Origin of the sequence: Cellulophaga geojensis KL-A (assembly GCF_000568425.1) — a bacterium.
Classification (GTDB): Bacteria; Bacteroidota; Bacteroidia; order Flavobacteriales; family Flavobacteriaceae; genus Cellulophaga; species Cellulophaga lytica.
In genome coordinates, this window is record NZ_ARZX01000002.1 from 232,589 (window position 1) to 255,790 (window position 23,202).

Here is a 23,202-nt window from a genome sequence, read left to right on the forward strand (position 1 = left end):
TTGCTGCGTTTTTAACGAATAATTAGCTAAAAAACTATTCACAAATATTAAAAAAAATAGGGATATCGTAAAAACTAAGACTTTTTTCCTATTCTGTTAGAGAATCTAGAGAATATCATAATTTTTTTCTTGGTATTAATAAAATAAACTCCTGTTAAAAGTACAACTGCAGCTATAACAGATTGTATGGTAATGGTTTCATCTAAAAAATACCACCCCAAAAGCAATGCAATAATTGGGTTTACATAAGTAGAAGTGGCTACTTTTTCTGGAGAAACAAATTTTAATAAATAGTTAAAAGAAGTAAACGCTACAATACTACCAAAAACAATTAATAATAGCATAGCCATTTGTGTTTTTCCTTGCCATTGGGTTGGTAAAGACCAAGTTTCTCCAAAACAAAAACTTGCTATTAACAAAAAGAAGCCTCCAGATAACATTTGATAACCTGTATTTACAAAGTAATTTTTTGGCAAATCTGACTTTGCAACAAATAAACTACTACTAGACCAGCTTACCATACACACAAAAATCATTATCATTCCCAACAAAGACCCTTCTTTATTTACCACTTGTTTTTGACTAACCAAAAGGTAAATACCAATTATGCCTAAAACAACACCTACAATAGACATTGGTTGTATTTTTTTACCTTGAAAAATTCTCATTAACAATAAAACAACTAACGGTTGCGCAGATATTTCTAAAGCAGCAAAGCCACTATCTACATAACGTAAAGCCCAAACCACTACTCCATTACCTAATGCTAAAAATAAAAAACCTGCTATTATGGTATTTAGTAAATGCCTTGCTGTTATTTTTAATTTAAACTTTAAAAATTTACTAATTACAAATACAAGTATACCTGCAGTAATAAAACGTATAGCTGCTAACATAAAAGGTGGCAACTCTGTTACTGCTATTTTATTTAATAAATAGGTAGATCCCCATATAACGTAGATAGAGAAAAAAGCCAATATTATTAAGGTTGTATTAGATGATTTACTCATAATAAAGGGATAAAAAATAAAGCAGCAAAAGTAAGTATTAGTTTTAAGTAAAAAGATAATAAATATAGGCTTATTTGTTTCTTATCATACATCAATGTACTTTTTACCATACCTGTGTAATTTTGTTACAAATAGTTATAATATGAGCACAAAAAATATAGAATTTATTGCAGCACCAAGAACTCCACACTTTGTGGGTGATGGTTTTAGAGTTCATAATTTTATCCCAAGCGGTTTTAGGCTAGATATGGAACGTATGAGTCCGTTTATATTGTTAGATTACAATTCTAAATACAACTTTCCTCCTTCAGATACTCCAAAAGGTGTTGGTGTGCATCCGCATAGAGGTTTTGAAACTGTTACAATTGCTTACAAAGGTAAAATTGCGCATCATGATAGTAGCGGCGGCGGCGGTATTATTGGTCAAGGTGGTGTACAGTGGATGACAGCAGCATCTGGCGTTTTACATAAAGAATATCATGAAAAAGAGTTTAGCAAAACAGGTGGCGAGTTTCAAATGGTACAGCTATGGGTAAATTTGCCTGCTAAAGACAAAATGAGCAAACCTAAATACCAAGGTTTTTCTAATGATGATATTAACAAACATATATTGGATAATAATGCTGGTACAATAGAAGTTATTGCTGGTAATTATAAAAACACAAAAGGATCTGCAAGTACCTTTACTCCCTTGCATATGCTTAATGCTAAGTTAAATACCAATAAAGAAGCGCTCTTTAGTTTTCCTGCGAATTACAACACAGCAATTTTGGTTATAGAAGGCTCTGTAGTTGTAAATAATAAAGAAAATGTTACTACAGACCATTTTGCGTTGTTTGAAAATACAGGGAAAGATTTTAAAATTAAAGCAACAGAACAAGCAATTGTTTTAGTTCTTAGTGGCGAACCAATTAACGAGCCTATAGCAGCCCAAGGTCCGTTTGTAATGAACACTAAAGAAGAAATTGCACAAGCTATAAACGATTTTAATATGGGTAAATTTGGTTATTTAGAAGATTAAAAAAAGTAATTATGAAAACAGTAATACATAAAGCAAATACAAGAGGACACGCTAATCACGGTTGGTTAAACAGCTACCACTCTTTTAGCTTTGCCAATTACCAAAACACAGAACGTATGAATTTTGGAGCATTACGTGTATTAAATGATGATACTGTAAGTGAAGGTAGAGGTTTTGGTACGCACCCGCACCAAAATATGGAAATAATATCTATACCATTAAAAGGCGACTTACAGCACCAAGATAATATGGGAAACGCTACAATTATAAAGCAAGGAGACATACAAGTAATGAGTGCTGGCACCGGAATAATGCATAGTGAATACAACAAAAATAAAGACAGGGCTGTGGAATTTTTACAAATTTGGATTATTCCTAATAAAACTAATGTTAAGCCCAGATATGATCAAATATCCTTAAAAGAGCTAGAAAAACCGAACTCGTTATATCAAATATTATCTCCTAATGCTAATGATGCTGGTGTGTGGATTTACCAAGATGCCTGGTTTAATTTAGGTACTTTTAAAGAAGATACTACTACAAGCTATGCTTTAAACAAAAAAGACAATGGTGTATATGCTTTTGTTTTAGAAGGTAATGTTAGTATTGAAGGTGAGCAATTGAGTAAACGTGATGGTATTGGTTTATGGGAAACAGACAATATAGCTATAAATGCTAGTAAAAATAGTAAAGTACTATTAATAGAGGTTCCTATGGTTTTTTAAACATATACTTAATACTTGGTAAAGTTTTGCTTTGCCAAGTCTTTACGTATTCTACTTAAACTCTCTGGTGTAATACCCAAGTAAGATGCTATCATCCATTGTGGTACACGCAACAAAACATCTGGATATAATTTTATAAACTCTAAATACCTTGTTTTAGCAGAAGCCCCTAAAAGTAAATGTATTCTTCTGTTTAAATGACGAATATGGTTGTGTAATAATTTTTCATTTTTTTTTCTAAAAGATGGATTTAAATCGGCCACAAGCTCTACAAAATCTTCATCTAACAGTATTACAGTTGTGTCCTCTAAAGCATCTATATAATAGTTTGATGGTTCTTTAAAATACACACTATCTCTATCTGTAACAAACCAATTTTCTGTACCAAATTGCAGAATATTTTCTTTACCATTTTCATCTAAACCATATAGGCGTAAAACACCCTTTTCTACATAAAATGTATGCTTACAAACATCTCCTGCTTTTAAAAGTTGTTCTCCTTTTAGTACTTTTTTAGTTTTTATATGAGGTTCTAATTGCTTAAAAGCAACAGTACTTACCCCCATTTTATCAAAAAGATATGTTTTAAAGTTTTGTTCCATAACTAATTTGTAGACTATAAAAGTACTCTTATTTATATTACTCCAAAACCCTTTGAAATACAAACATTTCTTTATTCTTTTCTTTACGCTCTACCACAGGATACAAAACAACTGCATAGCCGTTATCTTTTGTTTTATTAATGTTAGATATAATTAAATTAGAGTAGCTAAAATCTATAACCTCGCCACTAATTAAGTCTTTAAATCCTTTAACATCTTTACTATAAAAAAGTTCTAGAATTTCGTTGCCCCTTATAGTAAACCAACCATTACCAAATTCTGTATTAAATCTTATAACACAAGTGTTATTACTAATTTTCTCTGGTTGCCACGTATTAAATAAATCATCTTTAATATCTGCTAATATTTTAGACGTACAAATAGCATCAACTGTTATTGTTTCTATACTTAGTTTCCCATTTTCTTGGGTTAAAACATAAGAGTTAGACTCAAAAGATAAGCTAATAATTTCTCTATAAAAGTTGGTAGAAGCTTGTAGTTCTCTGCGTCTTATCTCTTTACCTTTTTCATCTATTTGTCTGTGCAACCAAGTAGTTCTGGTATTAGAGAGCAAATGAATTTCATTATTTTGTATAAATATTTTATTGTTTCTTGGTAAAGGAACTTTTATATTATGTTTTTTCTTAAGTATATTATTTTTAAACTCTATTGCTAAAAGTTTATCTGGTTTTTTATCATTCCAAATATCTACGTCATAAAAAATTGAAAACTGATTAGAAACCCCTATAAATTTACCCGTAAAAGGTCTATTCCCTTTTGGTAATTTAGTTTCTTCTCTATTAAAAATCGGAATACTAATTTCTAATTGTTTGTTTGGGTGGTAAGGAACAACAGACACGTAATTTTCTAAAGACGGACTAAAAAATAATGTTGGCAAAACCCCATCTTCTTCTTTAAAGTTTTCTGCTTTTCCCTTGTTATCTATAATTGTATATACCAGATTATAACCACCATCTATATCATAAACATAACTAGCTATTAATGTTTGTTTTTTACAGTAAATACTGTTTTTTACCGATATTCCGTTTTTCATTTCTAATGCAGTAATTACACCTAAGCTCAACTCATTAGTAGTAACCTTAAAAGGTGTAATTTCTTCTATGTTTTTCATATACTAATCTCTAGTTTTTTACCATTTCATTCGCTGTAATCTTACAGCATTTAAAATAGCTAATAATGCCACACCCACATCTGCAAAAACAGCTGCCCACATAGTTACCAATCCAGCAGCACCTAAAAGCAATACAATAAGTTTTACACCAAAAGCTAGTGCTATATTTTGCCATACAATTGTTTTTGTAGACTTGCCAATTTTTATGGCTTGTACAATTTTAGATGGTTGATCTGTTTGTATAATAACATCTGCAGTTTCTATAGCTACATCACTACCTAAACCACCCATTGCAATACCAACATCACTAACTGCTAGCACAGGAGCATCATTAATACCGTCTCCAACAAAAGCCACTGTAGCTTTAGGGTTTTTCATTAATTCTTCTACTTCTTTTAGCTTTTGTTCTGGCAGCAAACCACCTTTAGCACGTAATACATTTATTTGCTTAGCTACATTTTTAGTAATAGACTCCCTATCACCAGAAAACATATAAAAATCTTTAACTCCAATTTTATAAGCCTCAGAAATAGTCTCTCTAGCATCTTCTTTAATTTCATCTGATATAATTACGTAACCCACAAATTGGCCATCTATAGCAATTAATACACTAGACTCAACTATATCTTCAATTTCTGTTAATGCATCTATTTTATAATCTAACAATAGCGCTGCATTGCCTACCAACACTCTTTTTTCATTTACAATACCCTTTATTCCTTTACCTGCTATTTCTTTAATTTTTATTGCATTAAAAGTTTCATTTAAAGGATAATCTAATAATGCTTTTGCTATAGGGTGCGTAGACGAAGCCTCTAATGCAAGCATATATTTCATCATTTCTGGTTCATTAATAGATAGTGCTTTTATTTCTTGAATTTTAAAAACACCTTTGGTAATTGTACCTGTTTTATCCATTGCTAAAGTATTTACTTTTGCAATGATGTCTAAAAAAGATGCTCCTTTAAACAAAATTCCGTTTTTAGAAGCTGCTCCAAGTCCACCAAAATACCCCAAAGGAATAGATATTACTAATGCACAAGGGCAAGAAATAACTAAAAAAACTAATGCTCTGTACAGCCAATCTCTAAAAACATAATCATTTACAAAAAAGAAAGGTAAAAGCGTAAGCCCTACGGCTAAAAAAACTACTATTGGCGTGTATATTTTTGCAAATTTTCTAATAAATAATTCCGTTTTAGATTTACGAGCTGTAGCATTTTGTACCAAGTTTAGGATACGAGCTATAGAACTGTTTTTAAACTCTTTAGTAGACTTAATTTCTATAACATTTTGCAAGTTTATACTACCTGCATAAACGGCAGAGTTTTTACCTATATTACAAGGTTTACTTTCTCCTGTTATAGCTGCAGTGTTTAAAGATGCATTGCTAGATAACAAAATACCGTCTACAGGTATTTTTTCTCCAGATCTAACCTTTATAATTTCTCCAATTTTTATAGTATCTGGTTTTACACTTACATAACTACTATTTCTAAGTACTAACGCCTCTTTTGGTCTAATATCTAATAGCGCTTTAATATTGCTTTTAGCTTTAGTTACTGCTGCTCCTTGAAATAACTCTCCTATGGTATAAAAAAGCATTACAGTTACACCCTCTGGATACTCACCTATAGCAAAAGCGCCTATTGTAGCTATAGACATTAATAAAAACTCTGTAAAATAATTTCCTTTTTGAATACTTTTAAACCCTGCTTTTAAAACTGGTAATCCTACTGGTAAGTATGCTAATGTATACCAAACTAATCTATACCATCCTTTAAAATATGGAGTACTATTAAAGTAATCTAAAGCAATACCTATAAGGAGTATTACAAAACTTAGTATTGCGGGTAAATATGCTTTAAAACCTGTTGCTATATTAAAATAATTATGATTTTGTTTTTTTACATTTAGACTATTCTTCTCTTTTCTCTCACTCATACCTAAATTTCTATAAAATATACGTGTAACAGTAGTATGTTGGACTTAATGCTGTTTGATACATATTTCACTATAAAGCTATGGTAATAAAAAATAAAGAGCATCACAAATAAATATAGTATTTCCTTTATGCATTTAACTTATTTTTTTAATAAAAGAAAAGTAACCAAGCATAAAAACGTTTTGTATGAATAAAATAATATTACGACTAATAGACCGTTATTAAACCGATCTTGATTTTAAAAATTAATATTTTTTTATGTTTATAATAAGTTAATATTAAAAGTGGAATGTTAGATTTGCAAATTAAAACCTAACCAAGAGTGATTATAAAATATATTATAGCAATGTTATGGAGCTTGTCTCCGTTTGGAGAGGCCAAAGTTGGTATTCCTTATGGTATGTACAACGGGCTAAACATTTACGTTGTTTTTATTTTATGCTTTGCGTCTAACGTGCTTGTTTTTCCTGTGATGTTATTTTTTTTAAATAAAATAAATCATTATTTACTAAAATGGCGTGTATATAAAAAAGGAGCAATATTTGTTGCCAGAAAAGCAAAAACAGGATCTGGAGATAAGATTAAAAAGTACGGCTTTTGGGGATTAATATTTTTTGTTATGCTACCGGTACCTGGTACAGGTGTATACGCAGGTACAATAGCTACTTATTTATTTAAAATAGAAAGAAAAAAAGCTTTTTTAGCTAACACCATTGGCATTTTCTTTTCTTCTGTAATTGTATGGGTTGTTACCTATTTAGCCATGCAAGGTATGGCGTAGTTATTTTACTTAATTCTTTTCTTTAACTCCTCCATAGATTGCTGCAGTTCTTTTAACAAACCTTTTTCTGTGGTTGTATCTAAACCAAAAGAAATTTTACTATTTACTTGCCAAAGTTCTTGTATTTGGTCTGCTGCCACTTGGTATGGTGGATACGTTTCATTTAAAGAAATTAAGGATACAAAATTACTATTAGGTACTTTTTCTATTTTTTTAACCAATACAGCATCATACAAAACAACTACATACATTTTATTTGCACTAATGTCATTTAAACTTTCTGTTGCTTTAGCCAAAACCCACTCTCCAGGGTATAAATTAGGCAACATACTATCACCTTCTACTTGGAACCCTCTATAGGTTGCATTTCTAAATTCCGGAATGGGCAAATCAAAAGCAGGCAATTGCTTATACCAACTAGCATCTTGTATATTTTGTGGGTAACCAGCTGCAGCTTTAGCATTTACCAACACCATATTCTCGTTGTCTTCTGCATCTACTGTAACAAATTTTGGAATTACACTATTTGCTGTAGCAGATAGGTATTTCTGATTTCCCTCTCCAAAAAGCCATAGCGGATTAATTTTAAATTGTTTTAATAGTTCTGTAACAACTTTACCAGAAAGTTTAGTTCGTCCTCGTTCTATATCTGCTGTTGTACTAGATATTCCTAATAATTTTGCGAATTCTGCTTGAGTAAAACCTAAGTCTCTACGTACCTCTGTAAACCGTTTTACCTCTATACTATAATCATTTCCCATACGCTAATATAGTTATTTTGGAATAAATCCATTGCAAAAATGGAATAAATCCAATTTTTTAATAACTTATCTATGTAAATACCTACAAAAACAATACTAAAACATCTCTTATAGCGTTAAATTAACTTATAACCTTAATCAATTTTTATAATGAAAAAAATTAACATTATGCTTGTGTGCTTTTTAGCACTAAATTTTTTCTCTTGTTCATCTGATGATGACTCATCTGTAAAAAATAACGATGCAGAAATTAATGCTCAGGAAGATAAACCTCTAGAAATAAACAGCGTAAGTTCTGCACTTATTATAGAAGGAGCTACTAAAAAAACAGGAACCCTAACTCCTACAGGTGGTTTAGAGTTTACTATGGATTACAGCAAACAATCTGCTTTTCAAAAAAATGGATTTGAAATTGAATTTAATTCCGCATCAAATTATACTGGCGCTTATATACAATTAAAAGATGAAAACGGAATGGCAGATTCTTATTTTGATGTTCCTAGATCTGAGATTTATGTTTCTGGTAAAGGAGAACAAACTAAAAAGAATAGAAACTTTTTAAAAGGAAAATCTGCAGGTAAAGAAAACGATGCTACTATTGAAGTAAACCTTGATGAAAGTGTTACAGCAGGCACTTTTTGCTATGTTATTTGTTTGTATGATGGTGAGGGTAACATTAGTGAACCTACAGAGATTTGTGTAACAGTTGAAGCTTGGGGTGGTAATAGTGATTTAGTTGGTACTTGGAACTTTACAAAAGAAATTTCGGATGGTGATGAAGTAAAAGTGAATGAAGAGGATTGTTTTACTTTTGACTATACTTTATGTAATGAAGAAGTAATTGTTGACGAATGCTCTACCGTAAATTTTTTAAAAATAAAATTTAATAGTGATGGAACATTTACATATAATAATTCATTTTCTGATAAAAATATAAATTGGATAGATAGTGATGAAGCTTGTGAAGTTATTTATAACAATGATGAATCTTCTTCAGATACATCTGGAAAATGGGCGTACAATGAGGAAGAGAACCAGCTTACTTTAGTTGCTTTTTCTGAAACAGAAACTTATAATAACGAAGAAGAATCTTATGTTTACGAGAATGGCTCATTAGATATTGAAGGAGAAGTTACAGTTTCTGGATCTTCATTAATAATAAAAGAATTATTTGAAAATGTTGGTTTAGAAGAGGATATTTATGAGTATTACTTTGAAAAAGAATAACTAATTTAAAATCAATACATTAACAGATTAAAAGCCCAAACTATATTTTAGTTTGGGCTTTTTCATTTATACACTTACACTACTTAAAATATACGAAATACCTTACGTGTAAATACTAAATTAGTACTACATTCGTTTATCTAATTTATAACCTTAATCAATTTTTATAATGAAAAAAATTAACATTATGATTGTGTGCTTTTTAGCACTAAATTTTTTTTCTTGTTCATCTGATGATGACTCATCTTCTAAAAATAATGATGCAGAAATTAATGCTCAGGAAGATGAACCTTTAGAAATAAACAGCGTAAGTTCTGCACTTATTATAGAAGGAGCTACTAAAAAAACAGGAACCCTAACTCCTACAGGTGGTTTAGAGTTTACTATGGATTACAGCAAACAATCTGCTTTTCAGAAAAACGGATTTGAAATTGAATTTAATTCCGCATCAAATTATACTGGCGGTTACATACAATTAAAGGATGAAAACGGAATGGCAGATTCTTATTTTGATGTTCCAAGAGATGAAATTTACGTTTCTGGTAAAGGCGAACAAACTAAAAAAAATAGAGGCTTTTTAAAAGGAAAATCTGCCGGTAAAGAAAATGATGCTACTATTGAAGTAAACCTTGACGAAAGTGTTACAGCAGGCACTTTTTGCTATGTTATTTGTTTATACGATGCACAAGGAAACATTAGCGAACCTACAGAGGTTTGTGTAACCGTTGAAGCCTGGGGAGGTAATAGTGATTTAGTTGGTACTTGGAACTTTACTAAGGATATAGAAGATGGTAAAGAGACAAAAGTAAATGAAGTAAAGTGTTATAGTTTTAATGCTGATATATGTGAAATTGAAACCGCTGTGAATAATTGTGAAACTATAAATTCTTTAAAGCTTGAACTTAATAATGATGGTACATATGAATTAAATGAGGCATCTATAGAAGAAAGTATAGATTGGGATGCAAGCAATCAAAACTGTCAAGCTATTTATGAAGAGTCTAATTACACTTACAAAGCTATTGGTAAATGGGCTTACAGTGAAGATGGCAAACTTACTCTAGTGACATTTTCTGACACAGAAATGTATGACGGAGAAGTATACAATGATAACTATGAAAATGGAGATATAGATTTTAACGATGAAATTACACTAACTGAATCATCTTTAATTATAAATATTATAGAAAATGATGATAATGGCAATTCATATGTTGACCAATATTTCTTTGAAAAATAATAACTAATCTAAAATTAGTAGATTAAAAGCCCAAACTATGTTTTAGTTTGGGCTTTTATTTTTTCTATATTAATTCTCTATTTACTACGCTCACCTACAAATTGATCTTCTTTACTTTTAAATAACACATTAAAAGAAGTTAAACTACCGTAAATACGCGTAATATATTGTTGTAAATCTACTTTTTCTTGATCTACAAGGTTTTTACTAGCATTAATTTTTTGCTCCATTACTCTAATTCTGTCACGCACCATAACTATTTTATGAAAAAAAGTATCAATTGGTATTTCCTTGTTAGCCGATTTTCCATCTCCAGGTTCTAAAATTAATGTCCCCTTTTTCCATTTATCTGCAATTGGCGTTATGCTAGATGCATCACTCCATTTTCTTAATATTGTTATTAAAGAGTTTTCTACATCAGAAAAACTAACACTGTCTACTTCATCCTCTACAGCTTCAATAACCTCAAAATCAGAATCTATATCTATAGTTTCTAAACCATTCTCTATAAAAGTAACCCAATAATGTTTACTTGTAACATTTGTTACCACTCCTTTTCCTAATTCATTATGTTGTATTCTAGAGCCTATTCCTAATAATTGCATTGTTGTATTTTTTTAGTTAATGCTGCTAAAATATAATTACAGTACTAATTAACAAAAACTAAATAGACGCAATTATTAAATTAAAATCCAAAATCGTAACTTAGCAACTTTGCCAAATTAGTAAATGATTACATACGAAGAAAACATAGAGGTAAAAGGTGCACGTGTGCACAACCTTAAAAATATAGACGTTACAATACCTAGAGAAAAGCTTGTTGTTATTACAGGCCTGTCTGGTAGTGGTAAGTCTTCATTAGCTTTTGACACTATTTATGCAGAAGGCCAACGTAGGTATATAGAAACTTTTTCTGCCTATGCTCGTCAGTTTTTAGGAGGTTTAGAGCGTCCAGATGTGGATAAAATAGATGGATTATCGCCCGTAATTGCCATAGAGCAAAAGACAACGTCAAAGTCTCCACGATCTACAGTAGGTACAATTACCGAAATATATGACTTTTTAAGACTCCTTTTTGCTCGTGCAGCAGATGCACATAGTTACAACACAGGAGAAAAAATGGTTAGTTATAGTGATGCTCAAATAAAAGAGCTTATTATAAACGATTTTAAAGATAAAAAAATAAACGTTCTTGCTCCTGTTATTAAATCTAGAAAAGGTCATTACCGTGAGTTGTTTGAGCAAATTGCTAAACAAGGATTTGTAAAAGTAAGAGTAGACGGCGAAATTGTAGACATCGTTAAAGGTTTAAAATTAGATCGTTACAAAGTACATGATATAGAGATTGTTATAGACAGGTTAAAAATATCAGACAACGCAGACCTAGATAAACGTATTACAGAAACCATAAATACAGCAATGTATAGTGGTGATAATGTATTAATGATTTTGGAAGAAGGTAAAAAAGAACCTCGCTATTTTAGTAGAGATTTAATGTGCCCTACCACAGGTATATCTTACCCAAAACCAGAACCAAATACATTTTCTTTTAACTCACCAAAGGGTATGTGCCCTAGCTGTAATGGCTTGGGTCATAAATACCAAGTTAATACATCTAAAATTTTTCCAGATACTAAGTTATCTATTAAGGATGGTGGTATTGCTCCATTAGGTAAGTTTAAAAATTCTTGGGCTTTTAAACAGTTAGATGTTATTGCTCAGCGTTACAATTTTAAATTAACAGATCCTATTTCTAAAATACCAGAAGAGGCTATAGAAGTTATTTTAAATGGTGGTAATGAAAGTTTTGAGGTAGATTCTAAAACACTAGGCATAAAACGAAACTATAAAATTGAATACGAGGGTATTTCTAATTTTATTGAAAGCCAATATAACGAGGCTAACTCTGCTCCTATTAAACGTTGGGCTAAAGAGTTTATGGACAAAGTTGTTTGTCCTACTTGTGAAGGCTCTAGACTGCAAAAAGCATCTTTATATTTTAAATTTGATGATAAAAATATTGCAGATTTAGCAACAATGGATATTGTTGACTTGGCAGAGTTTTTTAGTAAGGTTGATAAAAAGCTCACTAAAAATCAACTTAAAATTGCTGAAGAAGTCATTAAAGAAATAAAAACTAGGCTACAATTTTTACTAAATGTTGGTTTAGACTATTTATCATTAAACAGAAGCTCTAAATCTTTATCTGGTGGTGAGGCACAACGTATACGTTTAGCCACACAAATAGGATCTCAACTAGTAGGTGTTTTATATATTTTAGATGAACCAAGTATTGGGTTACACCAAAGAGACAACGAGCGTTTAATAGCATCTTTAGAGGCTTTAAGAGATATAGGAAACTCTGTTATTGTAGTAGAACATGACAAAGATATGATAGAGCGTGCAGACCACGTTATAGATATTGGACCAAAAGCGGGCAAGCACGGCGGACAAATAATTTCTGAAGGTAAACCTGAAGATTTAAAAAATTACAATACACTTACTGCTGATTATATTACAGGTAAGAGAGAAATTTCCGTTCCTAAAAAACGAAGAAAAGGAAATGGTAAAAAAATAAAACTTACGGGTTGTACAGGTAACAATTTAAAAAATGTTTCGGTAGAATTTCCTCTAGGTCAAATGATTGGAGTAACAGGAGTTTCAGGCAGTGGAAAATCTACCTTAATTAATGAAACCCTCTACCCTATTTTAAATGCTTACTATTTTAACGGTGTTAAAAAACCAATGCCGTATAAAAAAATTACAGGCTTAGAGCATATAGATAAAGTAATAGATATTAACCAATCACCAATTGGCAGAACTCCACGTTCTAACCCAGCAACATATACAGGTGTTTTTGGAGAAATACGAGCCTTATTTGCTAAAACACAAGAAGCAGCAATTAGAGGCTACAAACCAGGTCGTTTTAGTTTTAATGTTACTGGCGGAAGGTGTGAGACTTGTCAAGGTGGAGGTCTACGCGTTATAGAAATGAACTTTTTACCAGATGTTTACGTAGATTGTGAAACCTGTAATGGCAAACGTTTTAATAGAGAAACCTTAGAAATTAGATACAAAGGAAAATCTATTGCAGATGTATTAGAAATGACAATTAATGAAGCCGTTACTTTTTTTGAAAACATCCCAAAAATTAATCGCAAATTAAAAACCATACAAGATGTAGGCTTAGGATACATTTCTCTTGGCCAACAATCTACTACATTATCTGGTGGTGAAGCACAACGTATTAAGTTAGCTACAGAATTATCTAAAAGAGATACAGGTAATACTTTTTATATTTTAGATGAGCCTACAACAGGATTGCATTTTGAAGATATTCGTGTACTAATGGAAGTTTTAAACAAATTAGTAGACAAAGGAAATACAGTTTTAGTTATTGAACACAATATGGATGTAATTAAAATGGTAGATTATATTATAGATATTGGTTATGAAGGTGGCCGTGGCGGAGGAAAATTGGTAGCAAAAGGAACTCCAGAAGAAATTATTAAGGATAAAAAAAGTTACACTGCAAAGTTTCTTAAAAAAGAATTATAACATTAAAAATATTGCAAACAGAATAACGTTTGCTGCTAATAAAATAGAATAAAATGAGAAGAGAAAAACACCCTAAAGGCTGGAACGAGATAAAAACTAACGACTCTTGGGCACTTTTTAAAATAATGGGAGAATTTGTACACGGATTTGAAAAAATGAGTGCCATTGGACCTTGTGTTTCTGTATTTGGGTCTGCACGTACAAAAGAGGGGTCTAAATATTATGAACTAGCTGTAGACGTAGCAAAAAGTATTGCAGAAGCTGGTTACGGTGTTATTACTGGTGGCGGACCAGGTATTATGGAAGCTGGTAATAAAGGTGCTCACTTAGCAGGTGGCACATCTGTTGGTTTAAATATAGAATTACCTTTTGAACAGCATGACAATCCATATATAGACCATGACAAAAGCATAAACTTTGACTACTTTTTTGTTAGAAAAGTAATGTTTGTAAAATATTCTCAAGGTTTTGTTGTAATGCCTGGTGGATTTGGAACTTTAGATGAACTTTTTGAAGCCATTACACTAATACAAACTAACAAAATTGGAAAATTCCCAATTATACTTGTTGGTACTAGCTTCTGGACTGGTTTAATTGATTGGGTTAAAGAAACAATGCTTGGTGAGGGTAATATTAGTGCTTCAGATTTAGATCTTATTAAAATAGTAGATACTGCAGACGAAGTTGTAGAAATAATTGATGCCTTCTACAAAGGACATGATCTTAGTCCTAACTTCTAATTAAAGTATGACAGCATTTAAAATAAAGAAAAATGTAATATACACAGTTATAGGAATACTTTTCCTAAACTGTGTACAATTACGTGCGCAACACAAAACTATTATAAATGCTTTTTTAGATACATCTTGCCATGAAATTTCTATTCAGCAAGAGTTTAACTATAAAAACACATCAAAAGATACATTAGAGGTTTTATATTTTAACGATTGGCCTAACGCCTATTCTAGCAAAAAAACAGCTTTAGCAAAACGTTTTTCTGAAGAATTTAAAAAAAGTTTACATTTAGCAAAACCTAAAGAAAGAGGCTACACAAATATTATTAAAGCCAAGGACAATAAAGGTAACACACTTGCTAACAAACATACAAAAAGTAAAGACATAGTGATGTTTATACTTAATAAACCACTAGCTCCAGATACTACCTTAACACTAAAAATAAACTACAAAGTACAGTTACCACCAAACAAATACACTAATTTTGGTTATAGTAATGATAGTACTTACTACCTAAAAGACTGGTATTTAACACCTGCAACCTACAATGGTAAATGGAACCTTTACTCTAACAAAAACCTAGAGGACTTACAAACAGATGCTACAACAACCAAACTCTACTTAACTATAAATAAAGACTATTATGTTACTACAAACCTTAATAAAACTAATGAATACAGTTTAAACGGGAATAAAACAATAGTTATTGATGGAGAAAACAGAAAAAGTGCCGAAGTAATTCTAAGTAATCAAAAAGAATTTATTACCCATATTACTCCAGACCTTACAATAGAAACCGATTTTAAAGCTTCAAAATACCCTGAAATTTTACAAGGAATTTCTATTAATAAAGTTGCCAAATATATAAAAGATAATTTAGGAGAATACCCACATAAGAAAATATTAGTAAGTGAGTTAGATTATAAAAAGAACCCATTATACGGCATTAACCAACTACCTTCTTTTATAGTTCCTTACTCAGAAGCCTTTAGTTATGAACTAAAACTATTAAAAACTACACTTTATAAAATTTTAAATGAGAGTGTATATTTAAACCCCAGAAAAGAAAAATGGGTTACAGATGCTATAGTTAATTATTTAATGATTACGTATGTAGATGAGTTTTACAATGGTCAAAAATTACTGGGTAAGTTTTCAAAAATATGGGGAGTTAGAAGTTTTGAAATTTCTAAGTATGATTTTAATGATCAGTATGCCTTAATGTCTATGCTTACCAGCAGAAAAAATCTAGATCAACCATTAACAGCATCTAACGATTCTTTAATAAAATTTAATCAACGAATAGCAAACAGCTATAAATCTGGCTTAGGACTCACCTATTTATCAGAATATATTGGTTATAATAATGTAAAAGGAAGTATTAAGGAATTTTACAAAAAATACAACCAACAAAAAGTCACTACTAATGATTTTGAAAATATTTTAAAAAAATCTACCAATAAAGATATAAATTGGTTTTTTAATGAGTTTATATCTACCAATGATAGAATAGATTTTAAAATTAAAAAAATTGAAAAAACTGAAGACTCACTAACTGTTACAATTAAAAATAAAACATCTACAAATCTTCCTATTTCCTTATTTGGTTTAAAAAATGATTCTATAGTATCTAAATATTGGGTATCTAATGTAGTAACTCAAAAAAACGTAACTATACCAAGAAACGGAGAAGATAAGTTGGTATTAAACTACGATAAAAAAATACCAGAGTACAACCAAAGAGACAATTGGAAATCTCTAAAGGGCTTTTTAGCTAGTAACAAAAAGTTAAGATTACAGTTTTTTAAAGATGCAGAAAACCCATACTATAACCAAATATTTTACAATCCAGAAATGAGGTTTAATGCTTATGATGGCTTTACACCTATTTTAAAACTGCACAACAAAACGTTACTAGATAGGCCATTTGTATTTGCACTAAACCCAGGTTATGCAACAAAGGAAAATGCTTTTGTTGGTTCTGGAAACTTTACAATTAGAGATCAGCATAAAAATAAAAACTTATTTTTAAGTACATACTCTTTAAGCTTTTCTACATTTCATTTTCAAAAAAACTCTAGATACTCTACCATTACTCCTTCTTTTGGATTAGCGTGGAGACCAAAAGACCTAAGATCTAATAGAAGTCAAAGTCTTTTTGTACGCTATATAAATGTATTTCGTGATTTTGACCCAGCTTTTGTAGAAGCTAATGAGCTAGAGCCAGATTATAGTGTTTTAAATGCAAGATTTAGAGATACAAATAACGACTTAATAAATTATTTATCTTGGTTTGTAGATGCACAATATGCAGGCAAATTTTCTAAACTTTCTTTTGACTTAGAATATCGCAAACTTTTTCAAAATAACAGACAATTTAATTTAAGGTTTTTTGCTGGTAAGTTTATAAACAATAAAACTGATGATGACTATTTTAGTTATGCATTAGACAGACCTACAGATTATTTGTTTGATTACTCTTATTTAGGTAGATCGGCATCTTCTGGTATTTATAGCCAACAAATAATTATTGCAGAGGGAGGATTTAAATCTAAATTAGATAACCCCTTTGCTAATGACTGGATAGCTACTACAAACGCAAGTACCAATATTTATAGGTGGATAGAAGCTTACGGAGATATTGGCTACTTAAAAAACAAAGGCTCTAAAGCACGCTTTGTGTATGATGCTGGTATACGTTTAAACTTAGTAACAGATTATTTTGAGCTATTTTTTCCTATGTATTCTAATAATGGATGGGAAGTGTCTCAACCAAATTACGGAGAAAAAATACGTTTTATTGTTACTTTAAGCCCAAAGTCCCTAACTGGGTTATTTACAAGAAAATGGTTTTAATTAAATAGCAAATTGTCATTTTAAGGTAAATATTTTAAGTATTTCATAATTTAAAACACCCAATTACACCTTATTTTGATAAATATTCAATAACATATCGCTAATAGCTATTGCAAAAACCAATCAAATTTGGTACTTTTGCAGAAATATAACTTCGTAAGCTATGAGCGTAAAACCACAAACAAAAGACGATATTTCTTTCGACGATTTTAAATCGCAAATCATTAAAGATTATGAAATAGCCGTATTAAGTAGGGAGTGCAGCTTGTTAGGGAGGCGAGAAGTCTTAACTGGTAAAGCTAAATTTGGAATATTTGGTGACGGTAAAGAGCTTCCACAATTAGCAATGGCACGTTCTTTTAAAAACGGCGATTTTAGAAGTGGGTACTATAGAGACCAAACTTTTATGATGGCTTTAGGTTTATTAAACGCTAAGCAGTTTTTTCATGGTTTATATGCTACCACAGATATTACCAAAGACCCTATGAGTGCCGGTAGACAAATGGGTGGTCATTTTGGCACACATAGTTTAAACGAAGATGGTAGTTGGAAAAACTTAACAGAACAAAAAAATAGTAGTCCAGATATTTCTCCTACTGCTGGGCAAATGCCTAGGTTATTAGGTTTGGCACAAGCGTCTAAAATTTACAGAAATGTCTCAGGTATAGATGCAACCAATTTTTCAAACAATGGTAATGAAGTTGCTTGGGGTACAATTGGTAATGCAAGCACAAGTGAAGGACACTTTTTTGAAACTATAAATGCTGCTGGTGTTTTACAAGTACCAATGGTAATTAGTGTTTGGGATGATGCTTACGGTATATCTGTACACGCAAGACACCAAACTACAAAAGAAAATATTTCTGAAATTCTTAAAGGTTTTCAAAGAGATGAAAATAATAAGGGTTATGAAATTATAAAAGTTAACGGCTGGGATTATACCGCATTAATTCACGCTTACGAGAATGCTTCTGAAATTGCAAGAACAGAACACGTTCCTGTACTTATTCACGTAAAAGAATTAACACAGCCTCAAGGGCACTCTACTTCTGGTTCACATGAAAGATACAAATCTCCTGAAAGACTAGAGTGGGAAAAGGAAAACGATTGTAACAAACGCTTTAAAGAGTGGATTATAGAAAATAATATAGCTACAGAAGAAGAACTGAACGCTATAGATAAAGAAACTAAAAAGGAAGTACGTACTGCCAAAAAAGAAGCTTGGGCAGAATTTATTAACCCTAATAAAGAAGAAAAAAAAGCTTTAGTTGTTGTTTTAGATAATGCTGCTAGCAAAAGCCCTAACAAAAATTTTATTGCAAAAATTAAAAACGATTTAATTGCAATAGAAGAACCAATTAAAAGAGATTTAGCATCTAGTGCCAGAAAAGCTTTACGTTATTTAATTGGTGAAAACTCACCTGAGAAACAGGCTTTAACAAACTGGATTACAAACTATTTAAATGAAATGCAACCTAAGTACAGCTCTCATTTATATAGTAATTTACCTAACAAAGCTACAAATATAGAAGAGGTTAAACCAGTTTATGATGAAAACCCAGAATCTGTAGATGGTAGAGTAATACTAAGAGATAATTTTGATCACATTTTTGGGAACAACCCTAACACTTTAATATTTGGTGAAGATGCTGGTGCTATTGGAGATGTAAACCAAGGACTAGAGGGCTTACAAGCTAAATACGGAGAACATAGAGTTGCAGATACTGGTATTAGAGAAGCTACTATTATTGGCCAAGGAATTGGTATGGCTTTAAGAGGATTAAGACCTATAGCAGAAATTCAATATTTAGATTATTTAATGTATGCATTGCAAACATTAAGTGATGATTTAGCAACACTACTATACCGTACTGTTGGTAAACAAAAAGCTCCTTTAATAATTAGAACTAGAGGACACAGGTTAGAAGGTATATGGCATTCTGGATCACAAATGGGTGGTTTTATACACCTGTTAAGAGGTATGCATATTCTTGTACCGCGTAACATGGTTAAAGCCGCAGGTTTTTATAACACCTTATTAAAGTCTGATGAGCCTGCTTTGGTAATAGAGTGCTTAAATGGCTACAGATTAAAAGAAGATAAGCCAGCTAACTTAGGAGAACACTGTACTCCTATTGGAGTTGTAGAAACGGTAAAAGAGGGTACAGACATAACCGTATTATCTTATGGGTCTACACTACGTATTGTACAACAAGTAGCAAAAGAATTGTTAGAGGTTGGAATAGATATAGAAGTAATAGATGCTCAAAGTTTACTACCTTTTGATATTAATCATGATGTGGTAAAAAGTGTGCAAAAAACCAACAGATTACTAGTTGTTGATGAAGATGTACCAGGAGGATGCTCTGCTTATTTACTACAAGAAATAACAGAAAAACAAGGAGCTTACAAGTATTTAGACAGTATGCCACAAGCAATAACTGCTAATGCCCATAGACCTGCATATGCAACAGATGGTGACTATTTTTCTAAGCCAAATGCAGAAGATATATTTGAAAAAATATACGATATAATGCATGAAGCTAATCCTAGCAGTTTTCCAAAACTTAGGTAATTGTTGTAAATAACACTTTTTGTCTAATTTTATTCTTTTATTAGTTGTTATTTTTCGTGTATTAAAAAAATATTTCTAAATTTGGAATACATAGATATTTATATCCCCGGAGCCAAATAGAATGAGAGATAATATAAAGACAAATATAGGATTGGCGCTTTTGCGTATTGCGCCATCTGCAATGATGCTTACACACGGAATACCTAAATTACAAAACTTTTTTAGTGGCGATGAAATAAAATTTCCAGACCCAATTGGTATAGGAGCTAGCCCTTCTTTATTTTTAGCGGTAATTGGTGAAGTTTTATGTCCAATTTTTATAATATTAGGGTACAAAACAAGATGGTTTGCTGTACCAGCTGCTGTAACAATGTTAATTGCTGCATTTGTACAACACGCTGCAGATCCTTTTAGTGTAAAAGAAATGGCTGTACTTTACCTTCTGTTTTTTATGATTATATTTCTTTTAGGTCCTGGTAGATTTAGTGTAGACGGTAAATAATTAAAAAACTTTTACCAAAAGCTCTTTTAGTAAGTCTGCCTGAGACATATTATAGGCACCTACACCTTTCCCCTTTAAATCTAAATCTCGTAAAGCAGATATTATTCCACTAACTTTTTTCATTGGAAAATTTCTGGCTGCTGTTTGGTATTCATTAACAAAATATGGATTTACTCCCAACACTTTAGCTACATTGCTTTTAGAATGGTCTTTTAATCCGTGGTACTGTAGTATTTGCGTAAAATAAGTATGCAACACGGTTACTGTTACCACAAACGGGTTATCCTTTGGGTTTTGTGCAAAGTAGTTTATAATACGCGCTGCTTTTAAAGTATTACGCTCGCCTATTGCCTTTTTAAGCTCAAAATTATTAAAATCCTTACTAATACCAATATGTTCCTCTATGGTTGCAGGTGTAATTTGCGTATCTTTTGTAATAACTATTTTTAGCTTTTCTAACTCGTTATTAATTTTACTTAAACTGGTACCCAAATACTCTACAAGCAACTGCGCAGCAACAGGTGTAATTGTATAACCACTGCCTTTTAACACTTTCATTATCCAGTCTGCAACTTTGTTTTCATACAAACTTTTACTTTCAAACAATACACCAGTTTTTTGTACAGCTTTATACAATTTTTTACGCTTATCTAACTTACCATACTTATAACAAATTACCAGTACCGTGGTTAGTTGTGGGTTGTTAGCGTAGCTTGTTAAGTTATCTATTGTTCTAGATAAATGTTGCGCTTCTTTTACAACTACAACTTGTTTTTCTGCCATCATTGGGTAACGCTTGGCATTAGAAACAATGTCATCTATAGTTACATCCTTACCATACAATACCATTTGGTTAAAACCACGCTCCTCTTCTGTTAACACAGTTTTTTCAATATATTCAGATATCTTATCTATATAGTAAGACTCCTCTCCCATTAAAAAATATATAGGTTTTACGTTTCCGTTTTTTATATCGGAGATTAGTTTTTTTACTTCGTCCATTTAAAAAAAATCATCAAATTTGCAGTATGCAGAAGCTAAATTTTTCCACGCACAACTTCCGTTTCAAAAATAGCGAAAATAAAGTCTATATTTTTGATGTAATACGAAAAAAGTTTGTGGTTTTACAACCTGAAGAATGGGTTAGGCAACATGTGGTACATCATCTTATTCATCAAAAAAAATACCCAATTAGCCTTATTAATGTAGAAAAGCAACTGGTAATTAATGACTTAAAAAAAAGATATGATGTTGCTGTTTTTAAACCAAATGGAAACATTAACATTTTGGTAGAATGTAAAGCTCCAGAAATAACAATTACACAAGCTACTTTTGACCAAATTGCACGTTACAATATGCAATTAGATGCAAATTATTTAATGGTTACTAACGGATTAAATCATTTTTATTGCAAAACAAATAGTACCGAAGATAATTATACGTTTTTACGTGATATTCCTGATTTTAACCGTTAAATTTGTAAAAGAACTTAGATAAAGTAAGATATACATTATGCCTAAAATTGCTGTTGTTATTTTAAACTGGAATGGCGTACAACTATTAGAACGTTTTTTGCCATTAGTTATAAAACACTCTAACAACCATAAAATTTATGTAGCAGACAATGCTTCTACAGATACATCTATACGCTATGTAAAAGAGAATTTTCCTGGTGTAAAAATTATACAAAACACAAGCAATGGAGGTTATGCAAAAGGGTATAATGATGCGTTACCAAATGTAAAAGAAGATATATTTTGCTTACTTAATTCAGATGTAGAAGTTACACCTAACTGGTTAACTCCTATTGAAAACTATTTTAATGAAAATAAAAACACTGCTATAATACAACCAAAAATTTTAGACTTAAAAAAGAAGTCTCATTTTGAATATGCCGGTGCTGCAGGTGGTTTTTTAGACAGTTTTGGCTATCCGTTTTGTAGAGGTAGAATTTTTGACACATTAGAAGAAGATAAAGGACAATACAATGACAATTTGCCAATATTTTGGGCAAGTGGTGCCTGCTTATTTATACGTAAAGCTACTTTTTTTAATTTAGGTGGTTTTGATGAAGATTACTTTGCGCACCAAGAAGAAATAGATTTATGTTGGCGTGCACAAAACAAAGGCCTAAAAATTATGTATGTTGGTGCTTCTACAGTTTACCATTTAGGCGGGTCTACTCTTAATGAAATGAATCCAAAAAAGACATTTTTAAACTTTAGAAATTCACTTTACAGTATTGTAAAAAATATACCAATTTATAAGGCATTTTTTATAGTTATGGCAAGGTTATTGTTGGATGGTATAGCAGGTTTACGATTTTTATCGCAAATGAGATTTACACATTGTTTAGCAATTGTTAAGGCACATTTTAGTTTTTATTGGAATTTACCTAAAACACTAAAAAAGAAAGAGTTAAACAGTAGAACAAAAAAATATTATCTAATTAAATCCGTTGTGTGGTCTTATTTCGTAAATGGTTATAAGGAATTTAACAATTTAGTAAAAGATTAACTAAATTGTAGTACC

Annotated in this window: 19 protein-coding genes; 12 read left to right on the forward strand and 7 right to left on the reverse strand. The window is 31.1% G+C overall.

Annotated features, from left to right (window positions below; genetic code table 11):
- Positions 1 to 74: 74 nt before the first annotated feature.
- Positions 75 to 1,010 carry an EamA family transporter gene (locus KLA_RS03355; protein WP_034643830.1) on the reverse strand — a complete coding sequence of 312 codons (936 nt, stop codon included), beginning with the start codon at positions 1,008 to 1,010 and terminating at the stop codon, positions 75 to 77.
- A 142-nt stretch (positions 1,011 to 1,152) separates the two neighbouring features.
- On the opposite strand from KLA_RS03355, the gene KLA_RS03360 reads away from it, so the two are divergent.
- Positions 1,153 to 2,031: a pirin family protein gene (locus KLA_RS03360; protein WP_034643833.1), complete on the forward strand. Its 879-nt coding sequence runs from the start codon at positions 1,153 to 1,155 to the stop codon at positions 2,029 to 2,031.
- 11 nt (positions 2,032 to 2,042) lie between these two features.
- Positions 2,043 to 2,756, forward strand: a complete 714-nt coding sequence (locus KLA_RS03365; RefSeq protein ID WP_034643835.1) for a pirin family protein — start codon at positions 2,043 to 2,045, stop codon at positions 2,754 to 2,756.
- Positions 2,757 to 2,764: 8 nt separating this feature from the next.
- Here KLA_RS03365 and KLA_RS03370 read toward each other — a convergent pair whose 3' ends face one another.
- Genes KLA_RS03370 through KLA_RS03380 form a run of 3 tightly spaced genes read right to left on the reverse strand, consistent with a single transcriptional unit; the run spans position 2,765 to position 6,434 of the window.
- On the reverse strand, positions 2,765 to 3,358 hold the full coding sequence (locus KLA_RS03370) for a Crp/Fnr family transcriptional regulator (protein WP_013622350.1): 594 nt from the start codon (positions 3,356 to 3,358) through the stop codon (positions 2,765 to 2,767).
- A gap of 37 nt (positions 3,359 to 3,395) precedes the next feature.
- Complete coding sequence (locus tag KLA_RS03375) at positions 3,396 to 4,490, reverse strand: hypothetical protein (protein ID WP_051456030.1); 1,095 nt, start codon at positions 4,488 to 4,490, stop codon at positions 3,396 to 3,398.
- 18 nt (positions 4,491 to 4,508) lie between these two features.
- Positions 4,509 to 6,434 carry a heavy metal translocating P-type ATPase gene (locus KLA_RS03380; protein ID WP_013622348.1) on the reverse strand — a complete coding sequence of 642 codons (1,926 nt, stop codon included), beginning with the start codon at positions 6,432 to 6,434 and terminating at the stop codon, positions 4,509 to 4,511.
- A 347-nt stretch (positions 6,435 to 6,781) separates the two neighbouring features.
- Here KLA_RS03380 and KLA_RS03385 point away from each other — a divergent pair, with 347 nt between their 5' ends.
- Positions 6,782 to 7,216 carry a COG2426 family protein gene (locus KLA_RS03385; RefSeq protein WP_013622347.1) on the forward strand — a complete coding sequence of 145 codons (435 nt, stop codon included), beginning with the start codon at positions 6,782 to 6,784 and terminating at the stop codon, positions 7,214 to 7,216.
- A 5-nt stretch (positions 7,217 to 7,221) separates the two neighbouring features.
- Here the strand turns inward: KLA_RS03385 and KLA_RS03390 are convergent, their stop codons facing one another.
- Positions 7,222 to 7,977, reverse strand: a complete 756-nt coding sequence (locus tag KLA_RS03390; RefSeq protein ID WP_013622346.1) for an XRE family transcriptional regulator — start codon at positions 7,975 to 7,977, stop codon at positions 7,222 to 7,224.
- A 150-nt stretch (positions 7,978 to 8,127) separates the two neighbouring features.
- Here KLA_RS03390 and KLA_RS03395 point away from each other — a divergent pair, with 150 nt between their 5' ends.
- Complete coding sequence (locus tag KLA_RS03395) at positions 8,128 to 9,204, forward strand: hypothetical protein (RefSeq protein WP_034643838.1); 1,077 nt, start codon at positions 8,128 to 8,130, stop codon at positions 9,202 to 9,204.
- A 169-nt stretch (positions 9,205 to 9,373) separates the two neighbouring features.
- On the forward strand, positions 9,374 to 10,444 hold the full coding sequence (locus tag KLA_RS03400) for a hypothetical protein (RefSeq protein ID WP_235183514.1): 1,071 nt from the start codon (positions 9,374 to 9,376) through the stop codon (positions 10,442 to 10,444).
- 77 nt (positions 10,445 to 10,521) lie between these two features.
- Here the strand turns inward: KLA_RS03400 and KLA_RS03405 are convergent, their stop codons facing one another.
- A complete protein-coding gene (locus tag KLA_RS03405) occupies positions 10,522 to 11,049 on the reverse strand; it encodes a hypothetical protein (RefSeq protein ID WP_034643841.1) in 528 nt (175 codons plus the stop codon).
- A 124-nt stretch (positions 11,050 to 11,173) separates the two neighbouring features.
- On the opposite strand from KLA_RS03405, the gene uvrA reads away from it, so the two are divergent.
- The 5 genes from uvrA to KLA_RS03430 all read left to right on the forward strand — a co-directional run bounded on the left by uvrA (position 11,174) and on the right by KLA_RS03430 (position 20,670).
- A complete protein-coding gene (uvrA, locus tag KLA_RS03410; RefSeq protein ID WP_013622342.1) occupies positions 11,174 to 14,002 on the forward strand; it encodes an excinuclease ABC subunit UvrA in 2,829 nt (942 codons plus the stop codon).
- Between the two features lie 53 nt (positions 14,003 to 14,055).
- Positions 14,056 to 14,742 (forward strand): TIGR00730 family Rossman fold protein, encoded by a 687-nt coding sequence (locus KLA_RS03415; protein ID WP_013622341.1) that lies wholly within the window; start codon positions 14,056 to 14,058, stop codon positions 14,740 to 14,742.
- Positions 14,743 to 14,749: 7 nt separating this feature from the next.
- Positions 14,750 to 17,593 (forward strand): metalloprotease, encoded by a 2,844-nt coding sequence (locus tag KLA_RS03420; RefSeq protein ID WP_034643844.1) that lies wholly within the window; start codon positions 14,750 to 14,752, stop codon positions 17,591 to 17,593.
- Between the two features lie 163 nt (positions 17,594 to 17,756).
- Positions 17,757 to 20,168, forward strand: a complete 2,412-nt coding sequence (locus tag KLA_RS03425) for a thiamine pyrophosphate-dependent enzyme (protein ID WP_034643846.1) — start codon at positions 17,757 to 17,759, stop codon at positions 20,166 to 20,168.
- A 121-nt stretch (positions 20,169 to 20,289) separates the two neighbouring features.
- A complete protein-coding gene (locus tag KLA_RS03430) occupies positions 20,290 to 20,670 on the forward strand; it encodes a DoxX family protein (protein ID WP_013622338.1) in 381 nt (126 codons plus the stop codon).
- On the opposite strand, the gene holA is transcribed toward KLA_RS03430, so the two are convergent.
- A complete protein-coding gene (holA, locus tag KLA_RS03435; protein ID WP_013622337.1) occupies positions 20,671 to 21,672 on the reverse strand; it encodes a DNA polymerase III subunit delta in 1,002 nt (333 codons plus the stop codon).
- A gap of 26 nt (positions 21,673 to 21,698) precedes the next feature.
- Between holA and KLA_RS03440 the strand changes: the two genes are divergently transcribed.
- Both KLA_RS03440 and KLA_RS03445 read left to right on the forward strand, forming a co-directional pair.
- The gene (locus tag KLA_RS03440; RefSeq protein ID WP_034643852.1) at positions 21,699 to 22,145 is read left to right on the forward strand and encodes a type I restriction enzyme HsdR N-terminal domain-containing protein; all 447 of its coding nucleotides are present in this window, start codon (positions 21,699 to 21,701) and stop codon (positions 22,143 to 22,145) included.
- A gap of 37 nt (positions 22,146 to 22,182) precedes the next feature.
- Positions 22,183 to 23,187, forward strand: coding sequence for a glycosyltransferase family 2 protein (locus tag KLA_RS03445; RefSeq protein WP_034643855.1), 1,005 nt, complete (start codon positions 22,183 to 22,185; stop codon positions 23,185 to 23,187).
- Positions 23,188 to 23,202: the final 15 nt, after the last annotated feature.

What these genes read in the sequence shown, in the direction of transcription:
- KLA_RS03355 (WP_034643830.1), bottom strand. Translation starts at nt 1,010, where the DNA reads ATGAGTAAATCATCTAATACAACCTTAATAATATTGGCTTTTTTCTCT.
- KLA_RS03360 (WP_034643833.1), top strand. Translation starts at nt 1,153, where the DNA reads ATGAGCACAAAAAATATAGAATTTATTGCAGCACCAAGAACTCCACAC.
- KLA_RS03365 (WP_034643835.1), top strand. Translation starts at nt 2,043, where the DNA reads ATGAAAACAGTAATACATAAAGCAAATACAAGAGGACACGCTAATCAC.
- KLA_RS03370 (WP_013622350.1), bottom strand. Translation starts at nt 3,358, where the DNA reads ATGGAACAAAACTTTAAAACATATCTTTTTGATAAAATGGGGGTAAGT.
- KLA_RS03375 (WP_051456030.1), bottom strand. Translation starts at nt 4,490, where the DNA reads ATGAAAAACATAGAAGAAATTACACCTTTTAAGGTTACTACTAATGAG.
- KLA_RS03380 (WP_013622348.1), bottom strand. Translation starts at nt 6,434, where the DNA reads ATGAGTGAGAGAAAAGAGAAGAATAGTCTAAATGTAAAAAAACAAAAT.
- KLA_RS03385 (WP_013622347.1), top strand. Translation starts at nt 6,782, where the DNA reads ATGTTATGGAGCTTGTCTCCGTTTGGAGAGGCCAAAGTTGGTATTCCT.
- KLA_RS03390 (WP_013622346.1), bottom strand. Translation starts at nt 7,977, where the DNA reads ATGGGAAATGATTATAGTATAGAGGTAAAACGGTTTACAGAGGTACGT.
- KLA_RS03395 (WP_034643838.1), top strand. Translation starts at nt 8,128, where the DNA reads ATGAAAAAAATTAACATTATGCTTGTGTGCTTTTTAGCACTAAATTTT.
- KLA_RS03400 (WP_235183514.1), top strand. Translation starts at nt 9,374, where the DNA reads ATGAAAAAAATTAACATTATGATTGTGTGCTTTTTAGCACTAAATTTT.
- KLA_RS03405 (WP_034643841.1), bottom strand. Translation starts at nt 11,049, where the DNA reads ATGCAATTATTAGGAATAGGCTCTAGAATACAACATAATGAATTAGGA.
- uvrA (WP_013622342.1), top strand. Translation starts at nt 11,174, where the DNA reads ATGATTACATACGAAGAAAACATAGAGGTAAAAGGTGCACGTGTGCAC.
- KLA_RS03415 (WP_013622341.1), top strand. Translation starts at nt 14,056, where the DNA reads ATGAGAAGAGAAAAACACCCTAAAGGCTGGAACGAGATAAAAACTAAC.
- KLA_RS03420 (WP_034643844.1), top strand. Translation starts at nt 14,750, where the DNA reads ATGACAGCATTTAAAATAAAGAAAAATGTAATATACACAGTTATAGGA.
- KLA_RS03425 (WP_034643846.1), top strand. Translation starts at nt 17,757, where the DNA reads ATGAGCGTAAAACCACAAACAAAAGACGATATTTCTTTCGACGATTTT.
- KLA_RS03430 (WP_013622338.1), top strand. Translation starts at nt 20,290, where the DNA reads ATGAGAGATAATATAAAGACAAATATAGGATTGGCGCTTTTGCGTATT.
- holA (WP_013622337.1), bottom strand. Translation starts at nt 21,672, where the DNA reads ATGGACGAAGTAAAAAAACTAATCTCCGATATAAAAAACGGAAACGTA.
- KLA_RS03440 (WP_034643852.1), top strand. Translation starts at nt 21,699, where the DNA reads ATGCAGAAGCTAAATTTTTCCACGCACAACTTCCGTTTCAAAAATAGC.
- KLA_RS03445 (WP_034643855.1), top strand. Translation starts at nt 22,183, where the DNA reads ATGCCTAAAATTGCTGTTGTTATTTTAAACTGGAATGGCGTACAACTA.